Annotated in this window: 23 protein-coding genes and 1 pseudogene; 18 read left to right on the top strand and 6 right to left on the bottom strand. The window is 56.1% G+C overall.

Annotated features, from left to right (window positions below):
* Positions 1-58: 58 nt before the first annotated feature.
* The 5 genes from ACFFK0_RS07045 to ACFFK0_RS07025 all read left to right on the top strand — a co-directional run bounded on the left by ACFFK0_RS07045 (position 59) and on the right by ACFFK0_RS07025 (position 2,437).
* The gene (locus ACFFK0_RS07045; protein WP_377469330.1) at positions 59-526 is read left to right on the top strand and encodes a universal stress protein; all 468 of its coding nucleotides are present in this window, start codon (positions 59-61) and stop codon (positions 524-526) included.
* Positions 523-750 carry a hypothetical protein gene (locus ACFFK0_RS07040; RefSeq protein ID WP_377469328.1) on the top strand — a complete coding sequence of 76 codons (228 nt, stop codon included), beginning with the start codon at positions 523-525 and terminating at the stop codon, positions 748-750. Before ACFFK0_RS07045 ends, ACFFK0_RS07040 begins: the two co-directional genes overlap by 4 nt.
* Positions 751-768: 18 nt before the next feature.
* Entirely contained in the window at positions 769-1,314 is a 546-nt protein-coding gene (locus ACFFK0_RS07035) for a hemerythrin domain-containing protein (RefSeq protein WP_377469327.1), read from the top strand.
* An 18-nt stretch (positions 1,315-1,332) separates the two neighbouring features.
* Positions 1,333-1,869 (top strand): ribosome hibernation-promoting factor, HPF/YfiA family, encoded by a 537-nt coding sequence (hpf, locus tag ACFFK0_RS07030; protein ID WP_377469326.1) that lies wholly within the window; start codon positions 1,333-1,335, stop codon positions 1,867-1,869.
* 340 nt (positions 1,870-2,209) lie between these two features.
* The gene (locus tag ACFFK0_RS07025; RefSeq protein ID WP_446686271.1) at positions 2,210-2,437 is read left to right on the top strand and encodes a DUF7948 domain-containing protein; all 228 of its coding nucleotides are present in this window, start codon (positions 2,210-2,212) and stop codon (positions 2,435-2,437) included.
* A gap of 659 nt (positions 2,438-3,096) precedes the next feature.
* Here ACFFK0_RS07025 and ACFFK0_RS07020 read toward each other — a convergent pair.
* Positions 3,097-3,846, bottom strand: a complete 750-nt coding sequence (locus ACFFK0_RS07020; protein ID WP_377469324.1) for a spermidine synthase — start codon at positions 3,844-3,846, stop codon at positions 3,097-3,099.
* 224 nt (positions 3,847-4,070) lie between these two features.
* Between ACFFK0_RS07020 and ACFFK0_RS07015 the strand changes: the two genes are divergently transcribed.
* The 6 genes from ACFFK0_RS07015 to ACFFK0_RS06990 all read left to right on the top strand — a co-directional run bounded on the left by ACFFK0_RS07015 (position 4,071) and on the right by ACFFK0_RS06990 (position 12,033).
* The gene (locus ACFFK0_RS07015; protein ID WP_377469323.1) at positions 4,071-4,244 is read left to right on the top strand and encodes a hypothetical protein; all 174 of its coding nucleotides are present in this window, start codon (positions 4,071-4,073) and stop codon (positions 4,242-4,244) included.
* A gap of 27 nt (positions 4,245-4,271) precedes the next feature.
* Positions 4,272-4,940, top strand: coding sequence for a molybdenum cofactor guanylyltransferase (gene mobA, locus ACFFK0_RS07010; protein WP_377469322.1), 669 nt, complete (start codon positions 4,272-4,274; stop codon positions 4,938-4,940).
* Between the two features lie 63 nt (positions 4,941-5,003).
* A complete protein-coding gene (gene adhE, locus ACFFK0_RS07005; RefSeq protein ID WP_377469321.1) occupies positions 5,004-7,613 on the top strand; it encodes a bifunctional acetaldehyde-CoA/alcohol dehydrogenase in 2,610 nt (869 codons plus the stop codon).
* A 35-nt stretch (positions 7,614-7,648) separates the two neighbouring features.
* Positions 7,649-9,943, top strand: coding sequence for a formate C-acetyltransferase (pflB, locus tag ACFFK0_RS07000; RefSeq protein WP_377469320.1), 2,295 nt, complete (start codon positions 7,649-7,651; stop codon positions 9,941-9,943).
* A 24-nt stretch (positions 9,944-9,967) separates the two neighbouring features.
* On the top strand, positions 9,968-10,696 hold the full coding sequence (gene pflA / locus ACFFK0_RS06995; RefSeq protein WP_377469319.1) for a pyruvate formate-lyase-activating protein: 729 nt from the start codon (positions 9,968-9,970) through the stop codon (positions 10,694-10,696).
* 65 nt (positions 10,697-10,761) lie between these two features.
* Positions 10,762-12,033, top strand: coding sequence for a methyl-accepting chemotaxis protein (locus ACFFK0_RS06990; protein ID WP_377469318.1), 1,272 nt, complete (start codon positions 10,762-10,764; stop codon positions 12,031-12,033).
* Between the two features lie 7 nt (positions 12,034-12,040).
* Here the strand turns inward: ACFFK0_RS06990 and ACFFK0_RS06985 are convergent, their stop codons facing one another.
* The 3 genes from ACFFK0_RS06985 to ACFFK0_RS06975 all read right to left on the bottom strand — a co-directional run bounded on the left by ACFFK0_RS06985 (position 12,041) and on the right by ACFFK0_RS06975 (position 14,338).
* A complete protein-coding gene (locus tag ACFFK0_RS06985) occupies positions 12,041-13,165 on the bottom strand; it encodes a PAS domain-containing sensor histidine kinase (RefSeq protein ID WP_377469317.1) in 1,125 nt (374 codons plus the stop codon).
* Positions 13,158-13,817: a response regulator gene (locus tag ACFFK0_RS06980; protein WP_377469316.1), complete on the bottom strand. Its 660-nt coding sequence runs from the start codon at positions 13,815-13,817 to the stop codon at positions 13,158-13,160. Before ACFFK0_RS06980 ends, ACFFK0_RS06985 begins: the two co-directional genes overlap by 8 nt.
* Before the next feature lie 71 nt (positions 13,818-13,888).
* On the bottom strand, positions 13,889-14,338 hold the full coding sequence (locus ACFFK0_RS06975; protein ID WP_377469315.1) for a GAF domain-containing protein: 450 nt from the start codon (positions 14,336-14,338) through the stop codon (positions 13,889-13,891).
* A 321-nt stretch (positions 14,339-14,659) separates the two neighbouring features.
* Between ACFFK0_RS06975 and ACFFK0_RS06970 the strand changes: the two genes are divergently transcribed.
* A complete protein-coding gene (locus tag ACFFK0_RS06970; RefSeq protein ID WP_377469313.1) occupies positions 14,660-15,457 on the top strand; it encodes a Crp/Fnr family transcriptional regulator in 798 nt (265 codons plus the stop codon).
* Positions 15,458-15,537: 80 nt separating this feature from the next.
* On the opposite strand, the gene ACFFK0_RS06965 is transcribed toward ACFFK0_RS06970, so the two are convergent.
* Positions 15,538-17,145, bottom strand: a complete 1,608-nt coding sequence (locus ACFFK0_RS06965; RefSeq protein WP_377469311.1) for an MDR family MFS transporter — start codon at positions 17,143-17,145, stop codon at positions 15,538-15,540.
* A 13-nt stretch (positions 17,146-17,158) separates the two neighbouring features.
* Complete coding sequence (locus tag ACFFK0_RS06960) at positions 17,159-17,578, bottom strand: MarR family winged helix-turn-helix transcriptional regulator (RefSeq protein WP_377469310.1); 420 nt, start codon at positions 17,576-17,578, stop codon at positions 17,159-17,161.
* A 187-nt stretch (positions 17,579-17,765) separates the two neighbouring features.
* Between ACFFK0_RS06960 and nirB the strand changes: the two genes are divergently transcribed.
* The 6 genes and pseudogenes from nirB (at position 17,766) to ACFFK0_RS06930 (ending at position 26,116) form a co-directional block, all read left to right on the top strand.
* Complete coding sequence (gene nirB / locus ACFFK0_RS06955) at positions 17,766-20,216, top strand: nitrite reductase large subunit NirB (RefSeq protein WP_377469309.1); 2,451 nt, start codon at positions 17,766-17,768, stop codon at positions 20,214-20,216.
* Between the two features lie 14 nt (positions 20,217-20,230).
* The gene (nirD, locus tag ACFFK0_RS06950; protein WP_377469308.1) at positions 20,231-20,560 is read left to right on the top strand and encodes a nitrite reductase small subunit NirD; all 330 of its coding nucleotides are present in this window, start codon (positions 20,231-20,233) and stop codon (positions 20,558-20,560) included.
* 296 nt (positions 20,561-20,856) lie between these two features.
* Positions 20,857-22,209 carry an MFS transporter gene (locus ACFFK0_RS06945; RefSeq protein WP_377469307.1) on the top strand — a complete coding sequence of 451 codons (1,353 nt, stop codon included), beginning with the start codon at positions 20,857-20,859 and terminating at the stop codon, positions 22,207-22,209.
* A gap of 140 nt (positions 22,210-22,349) precedes the next feature.
* Positions 22,350-23,389 (top strand): annotated as a pseudogene (locus ACFFK0_RS06940) (hypothetical protein).
* On the top strand, positions 23,376-25,547 hold the full coding sequence (locus ACFFK0_RS06935) for a molybdopterin oxidoreductase family protein (RefSeq protein ID WP_377469306.1): 2,172 nt from the start codon (positions 23,376-23,378) through the stop codon (positions 25,545-25,547). Before ACFFK0_RS06940 ends, ACFFK0_RS06935 begins: the two are co-directional and overlap by 14 nt.
* Positions 25,544-26,116, top strand: a complete 573-nt coding sequence (locus ACFFK0_RS06930; protein WP_377469305.1) for a 4Fe-4S dicluster domain-containing protein — start codon at positions 25,544-25,546, stop codon at positions 26,114-26,116. Before ACFFK0_RS06935 ends, ACFFK0_RS06930 begins: the two co-directional genes overlap by 4 nt.
* The last annotated feature ends 5 nt before the right edge of the window (positions 26,117-26,121 follow it).

Below are 26,121 nucleotides of genomic sequence, written 5' to 3'. Positions count from 1 at the left end.
TTCACAGCTGCGGCTGAAGCGCCGGTTTACAATAAGCACATGGAAGGAGGAAGGGACAATGATTTATCGACACATACTGGTCGCTTTCGACGGTTCCGAGCGTGCCAAGCTCGCGCTGGAACAGGCAGTGCACATGATAAATGAACGCCCGGTCACCCGATTGACGGTACTGCACGTTCTACACTTCCCTAAATTGTTGATCGGCGGTACGCTGTACCTGACACCGTCCGCAGCCGAGGCGGAGCAGCAAGAATTTGCCGAACATATGCTTTATGAAGCTCGGAAGATGATCGAACATTTGCCTTATGCCCGAATAGAGCTTCGTGAAGGATTTCCCGTGGACACGATTCTCGGGTTCGCCGAGGAGCGGGGCTGCGATTTCATTCTCATGGGCAGCCGCGGATTGAAAGGAATCAAGAAGCTTCTGCTGGGCAGCGTCAGCGGAGGGGTTTTAGAGAAAGCGCACATTCCCGTCCAAGTCGTTCAACATAAACAAGTTCCTGCCATTAGGGAGATGATCTTATGAAAGACCATGCGAAGAGAATAAAGGAAGAAGAAGAGCTTGAAACGTTCGCCGTTCACGTATGCCAGCGTTGCGGCGAGGAGCTACCGGTGCTTGCCGAGTGTTATCCGACAGAGTGCGGAGCATGCGGCGGCAAAACTTTTTACCCCATTGCACCGAAGCCTGAGAAGCCTCAGAAAGCGGAATTCCTTCCAAAAGTAGGAATCATCGACGATTATACCTTGTAAGTAGGGAGGGGAGCAAAAATGACGACGACCAAGGAAAAGCACGCGCTGGATCCTGAAAGTGTGGCGAGAGTGTCTCCATGGATGGAAGCGGCCGTTCGGCTGAAGGAAGAGCACCAGCTGCTCAGAGACCGCATTGTGCGGATTCAGACTTGCGCGCGTTCCATCTATGCCGAACTTGATCCGGAGCGGTCAAGAATAATTCTGGAGGTTCTTCAGCTGCGGATGGAAGACTTTATGAGCCAGCTTCATAAGCACTCCGAATGGGAGGAGAAGGAAGTGTTTCCGGTCATCGAGATTTACAATCGCCGGATGTTCAAGCCTTCCATTACACCGTCCATTTGGGTGATGGAAAAAGATCACGAGCTGGCAGATCTGTTTGTCGCCTCGTTTAATGAAACGGTCGACGCTTTGCCGATGGTTTGCTCTGTGGAGCTGGCCCGGAAGGCGGCTGCAAATCTCGACCAAGCTTGTCTGATTCTGCTCGAGCATCTTGAGTTGGAGGAGGAGCTGATCTTTCCGCTGGCGGATGAGCTGTTGACCGATATCGATTACTTTTATTCTTAACCCGGGGAGATGGAACCTATGCAAATCATCATACACGGTAAACATATTGCGGTAACGGAAGCGCTCAAGCAGTACGTGGAGCACAAGCTGCGGCGTCTCGATACGTTGGCGGCTGCTTCGGAAGCCGTCGTAACAATTGCGGTCGGCGGGCATAAGCACGAGCATAAGGTAGAAGTGACGCTTCGGTTGGACGGCGCCGTCATTAGAGCGGAAGAGCGTACCGACGATATGTACACTTCGATCGATAAGGTGGCGGATAAGCTCGAGCGGAAGCTTCGCAAGCTGAAGGAAAAGCTGCGGAGGCGTCTGCGGCGGGGGACAGGTCGGGCTGAAGAAGGCATGATGGCTGCGGATGCCGAGCTGGGGGAGGAGCAGGCTCCGTTCGAGATCGGACGGGTCAAGCGGCTCGAGCTGAAGCCCGTCGACGTGGAGGATGCCATTCTGGAGATGAATCTTCTCGATCATCAATTTCATGTGTTTATCAACCGGAAGACGCAGGCGACCGAGGTCGTGTACCGGCGTCTCGACGGAACGTATGGGCTGATTACGGCTTGAAGCGGCTGATGCAATAGATGGGTCAACTAAGGTCGTCTTCCTTGGGACGGATTTTTTGCTTTCGTAATGGGAATATACCTAAGTTTAATTCGGGTACCGGCTTCTCTACGGAGCTTTTGAAGAAGGGCTACATCGTAAATCGCTGGCAAGCGGAGGGAAATGTCTAATATTATCGTCAATTTGGAAGTACATCGTTGAGCTCTACCAACATGGCTTCATGCTGACACTGTTCGGATGGGTGTGCCATACCTGAAGGCAGAAGCCCGTAAGAGGGAACGTATAATTGGATCAAACGAATGATTCAAGCCGTTGGGTATACGATGTGTCCGCCTACGGATAAATCAAGTATACGAAGGTATGGCCGAATATTGACGTGATTGTCCGGGAGTCGAGTTCGGGAAAAATGAAGTTTCACATTGACGTAAATCCCGGTGGTAATCCGGCAGAAGCGCTGCTCAGAGTATACGGCTTAGAAAGTGCGGCTATTGATGACGTAACGAATGATCTGGTCATGAAAACGGCGGCGGGGACGATAACCGATGAGAAGCCGTTTCTTATCATGTCATAAACGGAGAAAGGAAAAGCTTGGAGACAGCCTTTCGAATTTGGCGCGATACATAAGGAAGGTGGACGTACGGCTTCGAGCTATTAAATCCGTAAAACCCCCGGTTGCCGCTAATAATCGATCCAGTGTTACGGCTGCACCTAACGTTTTTGTCACGAAGCTTAACAATATAGGTACTGGACTCATCTATTCAAGGCTGCTTGGTGGCGGATTTGACGGTGAGTGGGTATTGATGTCGATCCGCTCGGCAATGCCTATGTGTCGGCCGTACGAGCTCAACCGCTCTCAACACCATGAACGCCAATCAGCCTAAGTACGTTGGAGGAGTTCGGATGCATTCGCCGCAAAGATCGATGCGTCAGGTACCTCCCTAATCTATTCAACTTATTTAGGGGGGGCGATATTGATGCGGGCACGGGAATCGCTGCGGATTAAGATTACCTGTCCGGCTTAGGCGGAGTCACCCGCTTAAAGTTGCAGCAAATTTGATTCACAGACACTACCAGCTCTGCAGAATCACTGCCCGCCGATTGAAACGTCATGATCACACAAGCAAAGCGGCACATGTTCAAACTCCGCCAATGCCTATAATAAGCAGATTAATCACTGCCTCCCGTATGACGATAACGCTCGTCTTGGGGGCAGTTTGCGTGACGGGAATTCTATCCCTTGTCCCGAATGATATACCCCTGCTCCAGCTCCACCTGTACAAATCCTGCCATAGAGTGCGGGTCGTATAAGATCTCCCGGTTCCCTGCGACGAGCAGCAGGTTGCGCTCCTCCCGCCGGTCCGCATCCCTCCCGGGGAGTACGAACGCAGCTACATGACGAAAAGCCTCCCGAAGCGTAGCTCCGATCGCATTCATCCGTTTATCTCCAACGGGCCTCCCGGCCAGGTTCATAATGAGACATCCGTGCAGAGCGAGCTTCTCCCTTGCCAACTCGGCAAACTGCAGGCTGGTCAAGTGGACCGGCGTTCCTGCCTTCGTAAAGGCATCGACGACGATGAAGTCGTATCGGCAGGGTGTTTGCTCGCTGAGCAGCTGCCGTCCATCGCCGATCGCTATGTTGTCCCGGGTGTAGCCGAATAATGTTCGGCTGGCCGTAACGACCCGCTCATCGATTTCCGCCACAATGACGTCCCGCTCCGGATAGCGACCGGCGATCGTCCCGATTCCGTGCCCGATCATAAATAGCCTGTTGAACGACGGCAGGTTGTACTCCATCAGGTGAATGACGGCTCGCGGATACTCCAGCACGATATGAGCCGGAGCCTTCAGATTGACCGCTCCCTGAACGGCATTGCCGCCGAATTCCAGCACCCGGAACCGGCCCCGTTCGCCGAACAGTTCGCTGGTCTCGTATACGGTGATTTCGTTGTACGGGCTGCGCTCTTTAACTAACAGGTGCATGTCTGCATGCTCCTTCGATTGTTGGTATTTTTGTTTTATTGTGCACGTTCGGACAAGTCTTCGCAATCCCCCCGGATCACAATCAAGAAAGTACACATGAACCGGTCTGCTATGACATTTGTCACATTGGGATGGAGCGTTTCCGTGATGTTCCTCACAGTGGAGGCGTCCGCCGCGGTGTTTAATGAGAGGTGAGAAGCTCGTACTCCAAGGGGGGTGGATAGATGATTACTTGCGAACGTTGCGGCAGCGTGAATGGACAAGGAGCGAAGGGCACCAGCTGGATATGCGGGGATTGCCGGGTACAACCGGATACGGCGGGGAAAAAAACACCGAAGAGGGCAAGCGAGTTCACAGAACAAACATTCGCCGCGGATGAGAAAACTGCGGAAGCGTAAGCCCCAACCAGGAAGGGGAAATTCAAAATGATGACAGGAGTCATATTGGTCGGCGGCCAGAATAAGCGGATGCACGGGCAATGTAAGGCGCTTATGGAGATCGGCGGCGAGACGCTGGTCCTCCGCCAGCTGCGGCTCATGAAGCCTGTGTGCAGCGAGCAGATTGTCGTAACGAACGACCCGAAGCCGTTCTTGAAGCTGCTTGAGCCGGACATACGGATCATTACCGATTTCGCTCCGGACCGCGGGCCGCTCGGGGGAATGCACGCCGGGCTTAGTCTGGCCCGTAATCGCGACGTATGGATCGTGGGCAGCCATATGCCGCTCGTTTCCGCTCCGGCGGCCCGGCTGCTCCAGGAGAAAAAACACGACGGCTTCGAGGCTGCGCTGCCCTGGGTGCAAGGCGGCGTATACCCGCTACACGGCGTATATGACCGGTCTTGCGCCGATACGGTATGGTCCCTGCTGCAGCGCGGGAATGCAGGCTTGTCTCAGCTGCTAAAGGAGCTGTTTTGGGCGGAGCTGACGGAGACGGCGTTCCAGGAAGCGGGGATTGAACCGGGTTTCGTAGACTGCTTCCATACGCTCGAGCAGTACGATAAGCTGCTGGTAAAGGTTAGCGCACTGCAGTCTTCGCCTATTTTACCTCAAGGTGATAATTATCACTGTGAGCTGAAGTCCGGAGAGCTAGGATAAAGGAGAAGAGATAACGACCGGCCGGGGATGAAGACCGGTGCGTTAAAAGGAGGATGGAGAGCTATGGCTGTGAAGGAAAGCGAATTGTCGGGTCGGCATACGCCGAAGGACGAGGTCAATCAGCTGGCGGCAAAAGCGAAGAAAGCGCAGGAAGCGTATCTGATGCTGAACCAGGAGCAGGTTGACCGGATCGTGCAGGCGATGGCGCTGGCTGGACTTGATCAGCACATGGTGCTGGCCAAGATGGCTGTCGAAGAGACCGGGCGGGGCGTGTACGAAGACAAAATCACGAAAAATTTGTTCGCCACCGAGTACATTTATCATAGCATCAAGAACGACAAAACGGTCGGCGTCATCGAAGACAATCCTTATGAGCATGTACAGATGGTCGCCGAGCCGGTCGGCATTATCGCGGGCGTTACGCCGGTGACGAATCCGACCTCGACAACTATGTTCAAGGCGCTAATAGCGGCGAAGACGCGTAATCCGATCATATTCGCTTTCCATCCTTCCGCCCAACGCTCCTCCGCCGCGGCTGCGCAGGCGCTCCTGGAAGCGGCCGTGCGCGAGGGCGCGCCGGCCCACTGCATTCAATGGATCGAGCATCCGTCCGTCGAGGCGACGGGGCTGCTGATGAATCATCCCGAAGTGGCACTCGTACTGGCGACCGGCGGCTCTTCCATGGTTAAAGCCGCATACAGCACCGGCAAGCCGGCGCTCGGCGTCGGACCGGGCAACGTACCGTGCTTCATCGAGAAGACGGCGGATCTGCCTCAAGCGGTAACGGATTTGATTTTGTCCAAGACGTTCGACAACGGCATGATTTGCGCTTCGGAGCAGGCGGTCATTCTGGAAGAGCCGATCTACGAGCAGGCGAAAAAACTGTTGACCGAGTACGGCTGCTATTTCTTGAATCCGGAAGAGACCGCAGCGGTATCCAAGCTTGTGATCAATCCGGAGAAATGTGCCGTCAATGCGGTGATCGTCGGCCAGCCCGCCGTGAAAATCGCCGAGATGGCGGGAGTTGCGGTGCCTGCTGGGACGAAGGTGCTCGTCGCCGAGCTGAAGGGCGTTGGCGATCAGTACCCGCTGTCGGCGGAGAAGCTCAGCCCTGTACTCGCTTGCTATAAAGTGAAGACAGCGGAGCAGGGGATCGAGCGCGCCGCGGAAATCGTTCAGTTCGGCGGCATGGGCCATTCCTCCGTCATCCATTCAAAGGACCGCAATGTGATCGACGCCTTCTCCAAGCGGCTCAAGACCGGCCGCGTTATCGTCAACTCGCCGTCGACTCACGGAGCTATCGGTGATATTTATAACACGAACCTCCCGTCCCTGACGCTCGGCTGCGGCTCGTACGGCCATAACTCGACGACGGCCAATGTCAGCGCAGTCAATTTGATCAATATCAAAAGGGTTGCTTACCGGACGGTTAATATGCAGTGGTTTAAGGTGCCGCCGAAAGTATATTTTGAACGAGGCTCATCGCAGTATCTGGAGAAAATGCCGGACATCTTGCGTGTCATGATTGTCACCGACGCCATGATGGTAAAGCTTGGCTGCGTGGAAAAGCTGGAGTATTACCTCCGCAAGCGGCAGCAGCCGGTATACATCGAAGTGTTCTCCGACGTCGAGCCTGATCCCTCTGTAGAGACAGTGCGGCGCGGCACGGCGATGATGGAGGCATTTCAGCCGGATTGCATTATCGCGCTCGGCGGCGGCTCGCCGATGGATGCTGCAAAGGCGATGTGGCTGTTCTACGAATATCCAGACACAAGCTTTGACTCACTGAAGATGAAATTCCTTGACATCCGCAAACGGGTGTACAAATATCCGCGTCTCGGCCGCAAAGCGAAGTTCGTCGCCGTGCCGACGACGTCGGGTACGGGCTCCGAGGTGACGTCGTTCGCAGTCATCACCGACAAGGAGAAAGGCAATACGAAGTATCCGCTCGCCGATTACGAGCTGACGCCGGATGTGGCGATCGTCGATCCGGAGTTTGTATACAGCTTGCCGAAGACGGCCGTTGCCGACACTGGCATGGACGTGCTGACGCATGCGATCGAAGCTTACGTATCCGTAATGGCAAACGATTATACGGACGGTTTGGCGCTACAGGCGATACGCCTTGTGTTCCAGCATCTTGAGAAGTCGTATCATGAGGCCGATCCGCTCGCCCGTGAGAAAATGCATAACGCTTCGACTATCGCCGGTATGGCGTTCGCTAACGCGTTCCTCGGCATCAATCACAGCTTGGCACATAAGTGGGGCGGTCAGTATCATACGGCGCACGGCCGTACGAACGCGATCCTGATGCCGTACGTCATTCGCTATAATGCGGCGAAGCCGAGCAAATTCGCTTCGTTCCCGAAATACGATCACTATGTAGCGGATCAGCGCTACGCCGAAATCGCCCGCATGCTCAATCTGCCGGCGCGGACAACGGAGGAAGGCGTAAACAGCTTGATCGTGGCGGTTCGCAAGCTGAACAAGTCGCTCGGCATTCCGGAGTCGTTCCAAGAATTGGGCTTCGAGCCGAAGGACTTTGAAGCGAGAGTGGACGGCTTGGCGGACCGGGCGTTCGAGGATCAGTGTACGACTGCGAATCCGCGGATGCCGCTTGTCACCGAGCTGGCCGACATATACCGCAATGCTTTCTATGGACGGTTTGAATAAAAGCTTCACCGCAAAGGATAGAGGAGGGACACACCATGTCCATACTGGAAAATCAACTGAAGCACCAAGCTGCCGCTCAGGCCGGGACCGAACCGACGGTTCCCGCCAGCTGGAGGGGCTTTGCATGTGGCAAGTGGCAGAAAGAAGTCAACGTCGGCAATTTTCTCGATCGAAACTTAACTTCGTACGAAGGAGACGGCTCGTTCCTGGCCGGACCGACCGATGCGACGACCGCATTGTGGCGGCAGGTGAGCAAGCTCGTGCGCCAGGAGCGCGCGAACGGCGGCGTGCTGGACGTCGACGTCAATACGGTATCGACGATTACATCACATGCCCCGGGTTATTTGAACAAGGACCTCGAACAGATCGTCGGACTGCAGACGGACGCGCCGCTGCGCCGCTCCGTGCAGCCGTTCGGCGGCATCCGGATGGCGGCAGACGCCTGCGAGGCGTACGGCTTCAAGCTGCCGGACGAGATGATGCGGCTGTTCACCGACATTCGCAAGACGCACAATCAGGGCGTGTTCGACGCTTACACGACCGATATGCGGAACGCCCGCAAAGCCGGCATCATAACCGGGCTGCCTGACGCTTACGGCCGGGGCCGCATTATCGGGGACTATCGCCGTCTGGCACTGTACGGCGTGAACCGGCTGATCGAAGGCAAGAAAAAGGACTTGCTGCAGCTGGAATACGACGAAATGAACGAGGACGTTATCCGCGCCCGCGAAGAAATATCCGAGCAAATCCGCGCTTTGCAGGAGCTGAAGGCAATGGCGGCTGCTTACGGCTTCGACGTGTCGGAGCCGGCGGCGAACGCCCGCGAAGCGGTGCAGTGGACATACCTCGCCTACTTGGCCGCGATTAAAGAGCAGAACGGCGCCGCCATGAGCATCGGCCGCATCTCTTCGTTCCTTGACATCTACCTGGAACGGGATATATCGGAAGGGACGCTGACCGAGGAGCAGGCGCAGGAGCTGATCGACCATCTGGTCATGAAGCTGCGCATCGTGAAATTCCTCCGGACGCCGGATTACAACGAGCTGTTCAGCGGCGACCCGACGTGGGTAACGGAGTCGATCGGCGGCATGGGGCTGGACGGCAAGACGCGCGTCACGCGGACTTCGTTCCGCTTCCTCCATACGCTGTACAATCTCGGTCCGGGACCGGAGCCGAACCTTACCGTCCTCTGGTCGAATCAGCTGCCGGTAGGCTTCAAGAAGTATTGCACCAAGGTGTCAATTGAGACGAGCTCGATTCAGTACGAGAACGACGATCTGATGCGTCCGTATTACGGGGACGACTACGGTATCGCCTGCTGCGTATCGGCGATGCGGATCGGCAAGCAAATGCAATTCTTCGGCGCACGCGCCAACCTGGCGAAGGCGCTGCTGTACGCAATAAACGGCGGCGTCGACGAGAAGCTGGGCGTGCAGATCGGTCCACAGCTTGCTCCGATCACGTCTGAAGTGCTGAACTATGACGAAGTGATGACGCATTTCAATGCGGTACAGGATTGGCTAGCAAAGCTGTACATCAACACGCTCAACGTCATTCATTACATGCACGACAAGTACTGCTACGAACGGATCGAGATGGCGCTGCATGACCGCGACATTTTGCGGACAATGGCTACGGGTATCGCCGGGCTCTCGGTTGTGGCGGACAGCTTGAGCGCGATCAAATACGCCAAGGTGAAGCCGATCCGCAACGAACGAGGCATCGCCGTCGACTTTGAGATCGAAGGCGACTACCCGCAGTACGGCAACAACGACGATCGTGTCGACAGCTTGGCGGCCCAGCTGGTCGAAGGGTTCATGAACCGGCTGCGCAAGCACAAGACGTATCGCGGTTCGGTACCGACGCTGTCGGTGCTGACCATTACATCGAACGTCGTGTATGGCAAGAAGACCGGCTCGACGCCGGACGGCCGCAAAGCCGGCGAACCGTTCGCACCGGGCGCGAACCCGATGCACGGCCGCGACCGCAAGGGGGCGCTGGCGTCGCTGGCGTCAGTCGCAAAGCTGCCTTACGAGCACAGCCTGGACGGCATCTCGAATACGTTCTCGATCGTGCCGAAGGCGCTCGGGCGTGAACCGCAGACGCGCATCGACAATATGGCGGCGCTGCTTGACGGATACTTTGCACAAAATGCGCATCACTTGAACGTTAACGTGTTCGACCGCGAGCAGCTGCTCGACGCGATGGAGCATCCGGAAAATTATCCGCAGCTGACGATTCGCGTATCGGGCTATGCCGTCAACTTCATCAAGCTGACCCGCGAGCAGCAGCTCGACGTCATTAACCGGACGTTCCATGGACATATTTAAACTGATGAGAAAGAAGGGGACAGCTTGATCGGACGCATCCATTCGATAGACACCTTCGGTACCGTTGACGGTCCGGGCATTCGCTTCGTGCTGTTCCTGCAAGGCTGCGCACTGCAGTGTCAATTTTGCCATAACCCGGACACCTGGGATACGAGCACCGGCAAGCTGATGTCCGTCGAAGAGGTCGTTGCCGAAATCGGGCCCTTCGTCGAGTATTACAAGCGCTCCGGCGGCGGCCTGACCGTGACCGGAGGCGAACCGACCCTGCAGGCGCCGTTCGTCGAAGCGCTGTTCCGAGAAGTGAAGCGGCGCTTCGGCCTTCATACGGCGCTCGATTCTTCGGGCTTCTGCGAGCCGGATCACGCCGCAGGACTCCTTGAAGCGACCGATCTGGTGCTGCTCGATCTGAAGCAGCTGAACAAGGAGAAGCATGTGACGCTGACGAGCCAGCCGAACGACCGCATCCTGCGCTTCGCCCGGCGGCTGTCGGACATTGGGAAGCCGGTTTGGATCCGGCACGTCCTAATTCCCGGCATTACCGACGCGAAAGAGGATTTGTCGATGCTCGGCGAATTTATCGGCAGCTTGACGAACGTGAAGAAGCTGGAGCTGCTGCCGTATCACCGTATGGGGGTATACAAATGGGAGGTGCTCGGCCGCAAGTACCCTCTGGAGGGCGTCCCCGAGCCGACCGACAGCGACGCGGCCAGAGCATGGACGATCGTCGAGCAAGGTCGCATCTTATGTGATTAAAATCACATAAGATGCGCTCTCCTGTATGGTATGGTAGAGGAAAAATCAACAAGGTGGATTGCCTGATGAGAACATCGCTAACGATGAAAATGGCCGCCGGATTTATCCTCGTATCCGCCATCACCTACGGGACGAGCGCTTTTTTTATTTTCGAAGTGAAGCCTTGGCTTGCGCCGCATATGCAGGATTGGCTGTTTGTGTGCATGGTGCTCGGACTGGGTGTATGCTGGTCAGGGGTGCTCGGCTGGATCTCGGCGTGCATTTTGACGAGGTCTATCGTGTATCTCGCCGCTGCAGCGGAGCAAGCCGCTTCCGGCAACTTAAATATCGCCATTGCGCCCAGACGGGCCAATGACGAAATTACCCGATTGTATGATGCATTCGCTGTGATGATTGACAATTTAAAGGACATGATTAGCGAAGTTTCCTCCGGAGCGGGGGGCACCAGTCAGAACGCCGATTCGCTCAGCGAAGCGATTGCAAAGGCCGCTTTGCAGATGGAGGCGCTTGCGGAAGTATCGGATACGATTTATTCCGGTGTAAGCAAGCAGCAGCAAGAAACGGAACAAACTCTCGCGCATGCCGAGAATATGCTGGCTTCTTTCCGCGACATGAAAGGCAAATCGGACGGGATGCTGCAGCTGTCGGGGCAAATGGACGATACGGTGCAAGACACGAGAGTGCTGCTGCAGTCGTTGGCAGGCGGCATGCAGCGCTTGGCGGAGGCTAACGCAAGCTCACAGCGTATTGTAAGCGGGCTGGAAGGAGAAGCGATAGAGATTGAGGCGATAATAGGGGCTGTGAAAGAATTCGCCGAACAGACTCACCTGCTTGCGCTCAATGCGTCGATTGAAGCCGCCAGAGCGGGAGAGCAGGGAAGAGGCTTCGCCGTCGTTGCTTCCGAAATTCGCAAGCTGGCCGAGCAAAGCTCCGCCTCGGTGCTGCAAATTAGCGATATTATTGCTCGTGTCCAGGGACAGGTCGGGGAGACAGTGCTTCTCATTCATGAACAGAATGAACAGGTCGTGCGGGAGGCCGAACAGACCGCCGCTTTCATGCAGGCTCTGGATCATATGAACGGAGTCGTGGCTGAGTTCACGGACACAGTCCGGTTGATCGAGTCCGCCATTTCCGGTCAGACGAAGCGCGTCGAGGACACGTGCCGCAGCATAAGCAGCATCCGGGCGATGACCGGCGAGTTCGCTGCGGGTGCGGAGCGAATCGCCGTCACGGCGCACGGCAGCACGGCGATCATGCAGGAAATCGCTGCGTCTTCGGAAGATTTGAAGAAGGTGACGAATCATCTCTTGGCAAAGGCAAGTGCTTTTCGAGTGTGACTTGGGACTACTTCGCGATGCGCAGCGTTACGGTCGTTCCTTGCCCGGGCTTGGATTGCACCTCCAGCTGGCCATTTACGCCTTTAGCCCGCTCCTCCATGCTTGACAAGCCGACTCCCTTGCCCTTCGTTTCCCGTGTAAACCCGCGCCCCTCGTCTACAATTTGGACTTCAACGATATCGCCGCTGTCCGTTATGCGAACAGCGGCTTCGTCTGTTTGCGCATACTTGGCCACATTGGTGAGCGCTTCCTGAATGACGCGGTAGATGACGGTTTCCTTCTGCACGCCGAGCCGTTTGCGAAGCTCGTTGTCGAAGGAGACGCGGATGCCGTTATGCTTTGAGTAGTTATCGATGAACGTGCGGATGGCCGGGACGACACCGAGATCGTCGAGCACCGAAGGACGAAGCTCCCAAGCGAGACCGCGCACATCTTCAATGATGTTCGACACGTCGCCGCGCAGCTTCTGCAGATCGTCCCGCGGCTCTTCGCTAAGGATGCGGTCGAACTGAATGAGCAGCGAGAATAGACTTTGTCCGATGCCGTCATGCAGCTCCCGGGAAAAGCGGCGCCGTTCCTCCTCCTGGATGTGCATCATCTCGATCATCAGCTGCTGCAAATCTTCCTCCACCTGCTTAAGTCGAGTGACCTCATTCCGAATGGCTAAATATTGATAGGGCTTCCCTTCTGCGTCGAGAAACGGCACGATCGTCGTGTTCACCCAGTAAGGGGAGCCGTCTTTGGCTTTATTTTTAATATCGCCCCGCCATACTTGCCCGGATGAAATCGTCTGCCACAGCTCCTTCATAAAGCTTTTGTCGTGGTATCCGGAATTAATAATGCGGTGGTCTTGACCAATCAGCTCATCGCGGGAGTAACGGGAGATTTCACAAAATTTATCGTTAACATATTGGATGCGTCCTCTGCTGTCGGTCAAAACGACAATGGAGGATTCGTCCAGCGCAAATTTGACGTCGGCGAGCTGCTTCAAGGACGTCTTCAGCTCTTCGCGCAGCCGTCCGTCGATCGGCTCCTTGTCCAGCCACTGCAGCAAATGCGTGACATTATCGCCGATCAGCTTGGGCGCAGAGTTCGGCTGTATCTGCTGTGAATCGGGCAGCTGACTAGTCAAAATGCAACAGTCCTTTCTTCAGAGCGTATTTGATCAAGTCCGGACGGGTCTTAATGCCGAGTTTCTCCATCAGATTCGCTTTGTGAGTCTCAACCGTCTTCACGCTGATAACCAGATGCTCGGCAATTTCCTTATTGGAATACCCTTTGGCTGTCCAGCTCAAAATCTCCTTCTCCCGATCGGACAGCGTTTCCGCTACTGGAGCGGCGGAATCTCCGTTCTTCAAGCGGTCCAGGTACTCGCTCATCAGCCGTTTCGTTGCCGTCGGGTACAAGTAGGCATTACCCGCCGCAACGGTTTGAAGGGCAGTCAGCAGCTCATCGTGCGGTGCACTCTTGAGAATATAGCCCGAAGCGCCGGCTTGAATCGCACGGAACAAATATTCGTCGTCATCGTGCATCGTAAGAATCAGAATGTGTATGTCCGGTGCGAGCTGTTTCAGCTCCTTCGATGCTGCCATTCCATCTTTGCCGTGGGGCATACTTAGGTCCATCAGCACGATGTCGGGCTTGAGCTCCAGCGCCTTGGCTATCGCCTCGTCGCCTTCGGCCGCCTCCCCTACGACTTCGATGTCATGCTTACCGTTCAACAGCATCGCCATCCCGGAGCGAACGACCGAATGATCGTCTACAATTAACAATTTCAAAGTCATTTCCTCCGTTTCACTTAATTTCTTTAATATGAATCATATCACAAAAAAAATGAACCTCCGAGGAGATCCACTCATTTTATCGGGCTATGGGAGCCGGACATGGCGGCAAGGGCCTCCGCAGCGGCATTCAGGCGCATCATATCGTCTGCGTCATAGTCCCGCGGCTCCCGCGAGGCAATGAGCAGCAGCCCCTGCGTCACTCCCGATACGTTTACCGGCACAGCGGCCGCCGCTACGAGCCGTTCCGTCTCCAGCAGCAGAGCGTCCTCTTTGCGCAGGTCCGCTTCATTGCGGTGCCGTCCTAGGACAATTGTTCGTCCGGTTTTAATAACGGCACCGGCTATTCCTCTTCCGGGCCGAACAGCCAGCAGAGCGGTGCGTTGGCTGATGCTGCCGCTCATGCCGCGCCAACGCCATAAAGGTTCGCCTGGAATAGGGGCAGCATAAGCGGCGTAGTCGCTGGACGTTCCGCTTCGAAGCAAATCAACCTCCACCGCGATCGCACGTTCAAGCTCGCTCATCGCTGACCCTCCTTTCATTAGAAGCTTCAAGTAGACGATGTCTAGAATAAGAGGCCGGTGTAGATTTTATGTTTCTATTGTATAATGCCGGCGGGTTTTTCGCATTCGGGGAGCGCCATGATTATAGCATCAGGGAATTCCCTATTCCGCGGTGCAGGGATAATCATCACAGGCGAGCGGGGATCCCCCGATGCCTCCGTGTGAGAAACCTTACAGCCATAGGGGATTCCCTCATTCAAAAATCCGGTGTTCTCCCGATGTGAGAAGTAACACAGACACGGTATGATGAAGCCATAAGATGAACCGAAGGGGCGATGAACGATGACAAGGACAACGATGACAAGGACAACGATGACGATAAATGGGCAAGCGAAGCAAGGCTGTGGAGCAGGTACAGGGGCAGTATGGGGAGAGGCGGGGCACTGGGGAGCGGCGGCATTTTTTACGGAAGAGCATATGAAGCTGCTTGAAGGCCTGATGTACGGGCGCAAGGTGGAGGCGGGGGCGCATCTGTTATGGGAAGGCGACGAGGCTGGCAAGCTGTACTTCGTACGGTCGGGGCGCGTTAAGCTTACCAAGACGACGGAGGAAGGCCGTACGTTAAACCTGTCGATTTTGCGTGCCGGTGACTTGATCGGCGAGCTTGGCATGTCGGGTGACGGGGTGTACGGATACAGTGCGGAAGTGATCGAAAACGCGGAGTTCGGCATTATTCAGGAGAAGGACTTGGAAATTTTGCTATACCGTCACGGTGACTTTGCCGTAGCCTTCACGAAGTGGATGGCGCTGCAGCACCGGACGACGCAGTCGAAGTTCCGCGACCTGCTGCTGTTCGGCAAGCCGGGCGCGCTCGCTTCGACGCTCATTCGGCTGTGCAACTCGTATGGCATGGCGACGAAGGACGGCATTCGGATTATGACCAAGCTGACGAATACGGAGCTGGCCGATTTCATCGGGGCGACCCGGGAGAGCGTCAACCGTATGCTGAGCGATCTGAAGAAAGACGGGATTATCGATTTGAGCAGCGGGCACATTGTCGTGAGGTCGCTGAGCGAGCTGAAGGCGATCTGCCAATGTCCTACGTTCCCGGCTTGCCCGGCGGAGATTTGCCGGATATGACAAAACGAAGCCCGCAGCTTCATACTGCGTGGCTCCGTTTCGTTGTCTGCAGTTCACGATTGTTGTTGTTATGTCCTTGCTCATGCTGTTTCCAAGCTCGGGCTTGCTTCCGTTTCCGGCTCCGCCATCTTGTTCGAGGTGCGGAGCGGAATTTCCCGCAGGAAGAGCGTGAGCACAAAAGCTAAGACAACAAGCGCGGTTCCGGCGAGAAACACCGTTGTCAGAGATGAAGCGAGCGCGCTGCGCAGCGTTTCGATCATGTTGTGCAGAATCGGCTGGACATTGGCCGGCATCGTATCGAGCAGCTGCTGCAGTCTAGGCTGGTCGAGCAGCATCTCGGGATTTTGAAAGGGCGCCAGCTTCTTGGCCGTTTCCGGATCGATCTTAGATACATCGAACCCGGAGCCGGATTCCATAGCGTTCTTCATGTTGCCCACCAAAGCCGATTGCATGATCGTCCCCATGACGGCGATACCAATTGTACCGCCAAGGTTACGGAAAAGCTGCGACGAAGCTGTAGCGACGCCGAGCTCAGTCGGCTTGACGGCATTCTGGGTAGCCAGCGAGAAAATCGGCATCCCGATGCCAAGGCCGGTACCGAATACGACCATCGCCGCTACAGCCATCCAAATGCTGTCCATATAGGCCATAATCAGCATTCCGGCGATCATGATCGGCATGCCGATGACAGCGTATCGTTTGTACTTGCCCGTCTTCGTCACCAGACGGCCCGTCACGGCGCTAAGCACGACCATGGCGATGGACATCGGCATCGTGACATAGCCCGAATACGTAGGCGAAATCCCCTCAACCCCCTGTACGAAAAACGGTAAATAAATAAGCGCGCCCATCATTCCGGCATTCATTAGAAATCCGACCACATTCGAGATCGTCACAATATCGTTGCGGAACAACGACAACGGCAGCACCGGGCTCTTCGCTTTCATCTGGACGATAATGAAGATGATGGCGAACAGCAGAGCGGAGCCGAACAATCCGAGAATTTGTGCGGAACCCCAAGCATACTTGGTGCCCGCCCAAGAGAAGCCAAGCAGCAGCGGAATAATAGTCAAGCTCAGGAACAACGAGCCTGCATAGTCGATGGATTCGGATGCTTTACGCTCTACTTTAGGGAACAGCGCGACGATCATGACCAATGCGACAATGCCCAAAGGCAGGAAGATCCAGAACAGCCAGTGCCAATCAAGGTTGTCGACGAGCCAGCCGCCGAGCGTCGGGCCGATCACGCTGGAGAAGCCGAAGACGGCCATCATGACGCCGGTCCATTTGCCCCGCTCCCGCGGCGCGAACAAATCGCCGACAGCGGTGAAGGCGGATGACATAATGATACCGGCGCCGACGCCCTGAATCCCCCGATACGTAATAAGTTGAATAATGTCTTTCGAGAAACCGCACAGGAACGCACCGATGATGAAAAATACAATCCCCGCCAAGATAAATGGCTTCCGCCCGTAAATGTCAGACAGCTTCCCGACAAGAACCGTTGCGAGCGTTGAGGTAAGCATATAGATGGTGATAACCCAAGTGTAATACTCCATACCGCCAAGAATGGCGATAATCCGCGGCATCGCGGTACTGACCAGCGTCTGGTTGATCGCTGCGAAGAACATGGCCGCAATGATGGCGAACATGATCGATAATTTTCGTTTGTGGGATAGGTGTTCCACAGATTTCACCCTTTCATGATGTTTTGGTTACCATTTTCTCCAATAGGGTTGTGATGAGCTCAGCTTCTTCCGGCTTTAGCCGGGACAAATATGAGCCGACGATATGGTTGCGCACTTCGATGGCCCGATCCATGACTTCCTTGCCGGGATCGGTTATTTTCACCAAGATTGCTCTTCGATCGGCGGGATCATCGACCCGGGTAACGAACCCGGCTTTCTCCAATCGGTCGATCATAACCGTTACGGCGCTAGGTTTCACTTCGAGCTTCTCCGCCAGTTCCGACAGTCTGCACTGCTCCCGCGTACTAATGTAGTAGAGCGTGTACATTTGCGGGGCAGTTATCGTTGATTCCATTTTCTTAAACATTTCGGTCTCGACCCCGCGTCGCAGTTCCTGAAAAGCGGAGTGAAACCGCGGCGTTAAAGTATCCATTCTTTTCTCACCCCATTACTTAAGTTGTAAACATTTTAAACAACCTTATATTTAAATAGTTTAATTAAATAGTTTAAGTATGTCAATAGACGATTCTTCCTTGTATTATGACAAATCTCACTATTCCCTTGGGAGCTCAACTCTATAATAAGGTCATGCAGAACAAAAGCGAGTGGAGGAATGACATATGAATCGGAAATCTGCCGACCGCAAGCGTCTTGTTCTTGTCGGCAACGGGATGGCGGGGATCAGCGTAATTGAGCAGCTGCTGAAGCTGACGAACGATTACGACATCACCGTGATCGGGGGCGAACCGCATCCGAATTACAACCGGATTCAGCTATCCTATGTGCTCGAAGGAAGCAAGACGATTGACGATATTATTTTGAACAGCATGGAATGGTACCGGGACAACGGCATAACGCTGCATACCGGAGTTCGCGTGACGCAAGCCGATACCGAGCGCAAGCTCGTCTACACGGATCGGCTCGAGCCGTTGCCATATGATGCACTGATCTTCGCAATGGGCTCGCGGCCGTTCATCCTGCCGATCCCGGGTGCGGACAAAGAAGGCGTCGTCGGCTTCCGTGACATTCACGACTGCGAGATCATGCTGGAAGCGGCGGCGACATACCGCAAGGCGGCCGTTATCGGCGGCGGTCTGCTCGGTCTTGAGGCAGCTAAAGGACTCGTAGGAAAAGGGATGGATGTAACTGTCGTGCACTTAATGGATACGCTCATGGAGCGGCAGCTGGACGCGACCGCAGCGGAAATGCTCAAGGCGGACCTGGAGGCGCAAGGCTTGAAATTTCGGATGGGGGTCAAAACGACGGAGCTGATCGGCGGCGCGCGCGTCGAGGGACTGCGGTTCGAGAACGGCGAGGTGCTGGAGGCGCAGCTGGTCGTCATGGCCGCCGGGATCAAGGCTAACGTCGAACCGGCAGCAGCGAGCGGCATTGCCGTGCGCCGCGGCATTCTCGTGGACGACTCCCTGCGGACGAGTGCCCCGGACGTCTACGCGGTCGGTGAATGCTGCGAGCACCGCGAGACGGTATATGGTCTAGTTGCCCCTCTGTTCGAGCAGGCTGCCGTTCTGGCGAAGCGGCTGGCGGGCGATGCGGAAGCAGTGTATGAAGGCTCGACGGTCGCAACCAAGCTGAAAATATCCGGCGTCGACGTGTTCTCGGCCGGCGAGTTCCAAGAGATGGAAGAACATACGGTACTAAAGCTGCAGGACAGCTGGAAGCGCACGTACAAGAAGGTGCTTCTCCGTGACGGCGCAATTGTCGGCGGCATTCTGTACGGAAATGCGGACGATTCGCAGCAGCTCGCCAAATGGGTGAAGGCGAACACATTGATGGACGCCGATATCCATGCGGCTCTGTTCGGGGGCGGAGGCTGCTGCGGCAAGGAGAAGAAGCTCGTGTCGATCGCCGCGATGGACGACGCCGAAATCGTCTGCGGCTGCAATGGGGTAACGAAAGGTACGATTACACATGCCATAAGGGAGAATGGCTTCACGACGATCGACGAAGTGAAGATGGCGACCGGAGCGACCCGTTCCTGCGGCGGCTGCAAGCCGGTTGTCGAACAAATTCTTCAGTATGTTCTCGGCGACCGCTATCACGGCGCGGCGAAGAAGGAAGGCATCTGCCCTTGCACGGACCTGAGCCGTGACGAGATCGTTGCCGCCATCCGCGACAAGCGCCTGACGCATGTGCGCGAAGTGATGCATGTGCTGCATTGGAAGGAGGAAGAAGGCTGTTCGAAATGCCGTCCTGCAATCAACTACTACCTCGGTATGCTATGGCCGGAGCACGAAGATGAGCCGGAATCGCGGTTCGTCAACGAGCGTCTGCATGCGAACATTCAGAAAGACGGTACTTTTAGCGTCATTCCCCGCATGTACGGCGGTGTGACGTCCCCTAAAGAGCTTCGCAAGATCGCCGACATTGCCGATAAGTACCAGGTGAAAATGGTGAAGCTTACCGGCGGACAGCGGATCGACCTGCTCGGTGTGACGAAAGCGGACTTGCCGAACATTTGGGCAGAGCTCGACATGCCGTCCGGCTACGGCTACGCCAAAGCGCTGCGGACGGTGAAGACGTGCGTCGGCTCGATGTTTTGCCGATTCGGCACGCAGGACTCGATCTCCATGGGCATCGAGCTGGAGAAGCGGTTCGAGCGGCTCGATATGCCGGCCAAATTCAAGATGGCGGTTAACGGCTGTCCGCGTAACTGCGCCGAATCGGGCATCAAGGATCTTGGCATCGTCGGCAACGACGGCGGCTGGGAGCTCTATGTCGGCGGTAATGGCGGAACAAAGCTGCGCAAAGCCGACTTGTTGAGCAAGGTCAAAACGGATGAAGAGCTGATCGCCATCTCAAGCGCATTTATTCAATATTACCGGGAAAATGGAAAGTATTTGGAGCGCACAAGCGACTTCATTGAGCGGGCCGGGCTGGAGACGGTCATCCGTGCCGTCGTCGAGAATGAGGAAAACCGCAGCCAGTTGATCGCGCGCATCGAAGAGGCGCTTACTCACGTTCAAGACCCGTGGAAGAAGACCGTTCACAACGAGACGGTACGCCGCCAGTTGTTCGAGACGGTTGAGGTCGCACCCGCGGCCAAACAATAAGGAGGAGTAGACATATGGCGAAGGAGCAGCTTGTACGCATCGGCTCTGTAGACGACTTTCCTATGCTACTAGGGAAAGAGGTTCGCATTGGCGATTACGATATCGCCGTGTTCCGCACTAGCGACGGAGGATGGTATGCGCTGGACAATCATACACCGCACAAGAAGGGCGGCCCGTTAACGGAAGCGATTGTGTCGGGCCATACCATTTACTGTCCGCTGCGGGATTTGCACATCCGGCTCGTGGATGGGCGCGTCATGGGGCCGGACACCGGCGAGGTACGCACATTCCGCGTAATCGTCGACGGCGACGCGGTTGGCATTGAGCTGCCTCCGGAGGCTTGAAGGATAGCTCCCGCTACAACGGGGACCGTTCACCAACCTTGTTAACAGACAGGGTGGGGGACGGTCCTTTTTGCTGCTTTAGAAAGTAGAGACAGCCCGTTAAGGGCCGTCTTTGCCCCATGTTACCGGCTCGGCGTTTAAAGACAGCCCAAGAAGGGCTGCAATACTGCAAACGCATAATCGTACAGGAAAGGGCCTTTAACGTTTTCTTGATGTGTGACATTGTTCACTGAGACTTACACCCCGTTCCGGTACGATAGCATCATCAAAGATGCAACTGAAAGGGGAAGTTCACTATGGCAAGAATATCGGCATGGAAGCCCGAGGATGAACAATTCTGGGCAACGGAGGGCAAGCGTCATGCAAGACGAAATTTGCTCATGTCAACACCCAATCTGATGATCGCCTTCATTGTTTGGCAAATTTGGTCAGTTGTCGCCGTCAGACTGAACGACGTCGGTTTTGCCTTTACGCAAGACCAGCTCTTTACGCTGGCGGCCATTCCCGGGCTTGTCGGCGCCACGCTGCGGTTCGCGTACACATTCGCGGTGGGCATTGTGGGAGGCCGCAACTGGACGGTTATCTCAACGCTCGTCCTTCTCATTCCGGCTGTAGGCATCGGCATGGCCGTGCAAAACCCGGATACGCCGTTCTCGGTCATGCTGCTGCTGGCCGCGCTGTGCGGACTCGGCGGCGGTAACTTCTGCTCCTCGTCGGCCAACATTTCTTTCTTCTTCCCGAAGAAAGAGAAGGGCACGGCGCTCGGCATTAACGGCGGCCTCGGCAACATGGGCGTATCGGTTGTTCAGTTCGTGACGCCGATCATCCTCACCTCCGCGGCGTTCGTCCCATTGTTCGGCGAAGGGCATCCACTGAAGAACGGCACGGAAATTTGGCTGCAGAACGCTGCATTTGTGTGGATCGTGCCGATTATCCTGCTTGCCATCGCCGCCTTCTTCGGCATGGATAACCTGCCGGAGGCGAAGCAGTCGGTCAGCCAGCAATTCTCGGTGTTCAAGCTGAAGCACAACTGGATTATGACCGTTCTGTATGTCGGTACATTCGGCTCGTTCATCGGCTACTCGGCGGCGTTCCCGCTGCTGCTGAAGTCGCAATTCCCCGAGCACGTATCGCTCGCATTCTGGGGAGCGTTCCTTGCCGCTGCTGCCCGTCCGATCGGCGGCTGGATCAGCGACAAATTCGGAGGAGCGAGAATAACCTCCATCGTACTCGTCGTGATGACCCTAGGCGCGGCGGCAGCCATTTACTTCATCAACATCAAGTCGTTCGCCGGCTTTCTGCCGTCGTTCCTGATCCTATTCATCGCCGCAGGCCTCGGCTCCGGCTCGACGTTCCAGATGATTCCGTTCATCTTCCCGCAGAAGGCGGCTGCTTCCGTACTCGGCATGACGGCGGCGTTCGCGGCATACGGATCGTTCTTCATTCCGAAGCTGTTCGGCTGGTCGACCACGGCGTACGGCACACCGGTCAACGCACTGTACTATTTTATCGGCTTCTATGTGGTCTGTATTGTTCTGAACTGGTATTACTACGAACGTAAAGGAGCGGAATTCACTTCGTTCACGTTGGAACGGACTCCGAAGCCGGCCCCGGCTCCGACGCCAACGACGAAATCCCGCTTGGTGTAACGCGCCCACAGACGCCGCTCCTGCATAAGGGGCGGCGTCTTTGTGCCGCAGGGAATTCGGCGTGACATTCCTCACAATGCTCTGCAGCCCGTTCATGGTTTAATACAGCTATACCATCACACCGCAAGGGGAGATCTCTTATGGATCGCGCATTTGCTTCGAAATTTGCCAAATCCGTGTTCGTCACCGTCTGCGCGCTTATCGTGCTTATGTATATCGGTTCCCGTTTCTTTACGCATATCGACTTGGCCTTATACGGCTATATGGTCGGCACAGTCGTGTTTGTCTGCGGGTTCTTTTACCGGTTTATCGCTTGGGGGAACGGCCGCCTGCGAAAATCATTCTGAAGAAGGGGCTGCGCCTGCTCTTCCGCAAGAGCACTCCGCAAACGACGGCCGAGCATATGGTCACCTACAAGTTCATTTGGAAGCGCGGCTGGTACCGCTGGCTGCAGCATATTTTGCTCGGCTGGGGCTGCATCTTGTCCGCCTTCGTCACGTTTCCGCTCGTATTCGGTTGGATGTACTTCACGATGGAACAGAACGGCTATTATACGGTCGTCGGCTTCGGCATCGATTTGCTCCACATCCCGGCGGACGGCTTTCTCGCTTACTTGTTCTTCAACGCTCTGAACATTACGGCTTGCATGGTGATCGCCGGTGTGTGCATGGCGCTGTACCGGCGGATGCGAAATATGCAGGCCAAAGCCGAGCAAACCTTCGTTTACGATTTCATGCCGCTCTATATGCTGCTGTTCGTCAGCGTAACGGGGCTGCTGCTCACGTTTTCGAACCTGGCGCTTCACGGCTGGGGCCATCCGGTTCTGTCGCTCATCCATCAATGGTCGGTTATCGTAACGCTGATCTACCTGCCGTTCGGCAAGCTGGCGCACATTCCGTTCCGCCCGATGAGCATTCTTGCCCGCAATTACCGGGAGCATTACGGAGAGCAGGCGATGAAAACTTGCCGGGTGTGCGGTACGGAATTCGTCTCCGTCGAGCAGTCGCAGGACGTTATTCAAGTGCTCAAACAAAATCACATTCAATTCGATATGCAGGAAGGCTTCAATTTAGCCGAGCTGTGCCTGCCATGCCGCCGCAAATACCGGATGTTCCGGTTCAGCGGCAAACCGACACATCTAGTTCCGGCGAAGGAGGCCAACCAAAATGCCCGCGGATAAATTTTTCAAAGAGATTGCCAACAAGACGCATCCGAACGAACGCCTCGTAGCGACCCATTGCTCCTACTGCGGGATGCAGTGCGGGATGAACCTTCGCGTCAATACGAGCACAAATACCATTATCGGCGTGGAACCGCGCTACGACTGGCCCGTGACACTCGGCAAAATGTGCCCGAAAGGCGTCACCGCCTATCAGCAGACGAACCACCCTGACCGCCTGCTCCGTCCGCTTATCCGCGACGATGCCTCCACCAAAGGGACGAAGGACGGCTTCCGCGAGGCGAGCTGGGAGGAAGCGTACAGCCTGATCGTGCGGCGCTTTCAGGAGCTTCAAAACGAGCATGGCAAAGATTCGCTGTCCGTGTTCAGCGGCGTCTCCATGACGAACGAAAAATGCTACTTGACCGGCAAATTCGCCCGCGTCGCGCTGCAAACCCGCTATATCGATTATAACGGACGGTTCTGTATGTCCTCGGCGGCGGCCGGCTTCATGCGCACGTTCGGCGTCGACCGCGGCTCGACACTGCCTTGGACCGATCTGCACGAAACCGACTGCTTATTCATTGCCGGCAGCAACACCGCCGAATGTCACCCAACGTCGATGTTCCGTGTCTGGGAAGTGCAGAACCGCGGAGGCTATCTGATCGTTGCCGACCCGCGCGAGACGCCGCTTGCCCGCCGCGCCGACATTCATCTGGACCTGCGGCCGGGCACGGATTTGGCGCTGGCGAACTGCATGGTCAACCTGATTATCCGGAATGGCCACGCCGACCGTGAATTTGTCGCCCGGCACACGAACGGCTTCGAGGAGCTGGCCGAGCTGGTGAGCGGGTTCACGCCGGAGTACACGAGCGAGATTACAGGCGTAGCGCCGGAGAAGCTGATCCGCGCCGCCGACATTTACGGCAAAGCGCCGAACGCCGTCGTTATGTTCGCCCGCGGCATCGAGCAGCAGCATAAAGGAGCCGACAACGTCTCGGCGTACACGAACATGGCGCTCGTCACCGGCAAAATCGGGCGTCCGAAGGCGGGCGTCGCCACCTTCACCGGCCAAGGCAACGGCCAGGGCGGGCGCGAACACGGACAGAAGGCTGATGCGCTGCCGGGCTACCGGAAGATCGCCAATCCGAAGCACGTCGAGGAAGTGTGCAAAGTATGGGGGATCCAGCCGGAGGAGATGCCGCAGGCCGGGGTATCCGCTTATGAGATGTTCGAGCTGATGGAGAAGAAGACGATTTGCGGCTTGTACCTGCTCTGCTCGAACCCGGCCGTTTCGGCGCCGAACCTGAATTACGTACGAGCATGTCTGAGAGGTCTCGATTTCATGGTCTGCACCGACATTTACTTATCCGAGTCGGCGGAGTTCGCCGATGTCGTGCTGCCGACGACGACGTGGTCTGAGGACGAAGGTACGGTTACGAACCTGGAAGGCCGTATTATCAAAATCAACAAAGCGCAGGAGCCCCTCGGCGAATCGAAGCCGGACTGGCAGATTGAGGTGGAGCTGGCGGAGCGGCTCGGACGCGGCCAGTACTTCCGCCACCTGACTAGCGCAAAGGCGATATCCGACGAGTTCCGCGAAGCAACCAAGGGCGGCTACGCCGACTACTACGGCGCGACGTGGGAGAAGATCGAACAGCAGCAGGGCGTATTCTGGCCTTGCCCTTCCGAGGAGCACCCGGGAACGCCGCATATGTTCCTCGATAAGAAGTTTTACCATGCCGACGGTAAGGCGAAGCTGTGCGCCCTCCCGTACCGGCCGCCGGCGGAGGAGCCGTGCGAGAGCTACCCGCTGCGGCTGACGACGGGGCGCGTCGTGTACCATTACTTGTCCGGCAACCAGACGCGTCGCATTCCGTTCCTGCGCGATATGTGTCCGGAGCCGTATGTCGAGGTTCATCCGGAAACGGCTGCGCAGTACGGGATCGCCCACGAAGAAGTCGTGCGGCTGTACACGCGCCGCGGCGAGGCCAATTATAAGGTGAAGATTACGGAAGCGATCCGCAAAGACACGGTGTTCGTGCCTTACCATTTCGGCCATGAGGGCTCCGTCAATTTGCTTACGATTGCCGCGCTGGACCCGATGTCCCGGATGCCGGAGTTCAAAGCCTGCGCTGCGCAAATCGAGAAAATACAGGAAGGTGTGGCTCAGCGATGAAGCATCATTTGTATATCGAGATGGACAACTGCATCGGCTGCCGCAGCTGCCTTGCTGCCTGCACCCAGTGCGGCGGCCACGACGAACGCAACCGTAATTACGTCTATGACGTCAACCCGCTGGTTGACCGGCAGACGATTCCGCTGATGTGTCTGCACTGCGTGAATCCCGCCTGCGCGCGCAGCTGTCCGGCCCAGGCGATTCAAATTACGGAGGAAGGGGCCGTGCTGTCCGCGCTGGTGGAAAAATGTATCGGCTGCCAGAACTGCACGATCGCCTGTCCTTACGGCATCCCGAAGTTCGATACGGAGCAAAATTTGATGTACAAGTGCGACCTGTGCTATGACCGCAGCAAAAACGGCATTCCGCCGATGTGCGCATCCGTGTGCCCGACGAATACGCTGCAGTGGCTGACCGAGGAGGAGCTGGCCGCGAAGCAGGAGCAGCACCGCATCGGCAAGTGGACGGCCAGCCGTAATCCGGAGCCGTTCGAGCCGCTGGAGAGCGAAACGAACGTAAAAATTTCGCTGCCGGGTATTCTACAAGGCAAACAGAAATTATTTTCATAGTTCAT

Source organism: Paenibacillus chartarius, from assembly GCF_042432825.1.
In the GTDB taxonomy this organism is placed as follows: Bacteria; Bacillota; Bacilli; order Paenibacillales; family NBRC-103111; genus Gordoniibacillus; species Gordoniibacillus chartarius.
The sequence above is the reverse complement of the archived record's forward strand: the minus strand, read 5'-3'. Positions and strand labels throughout refer to the sequence as shown.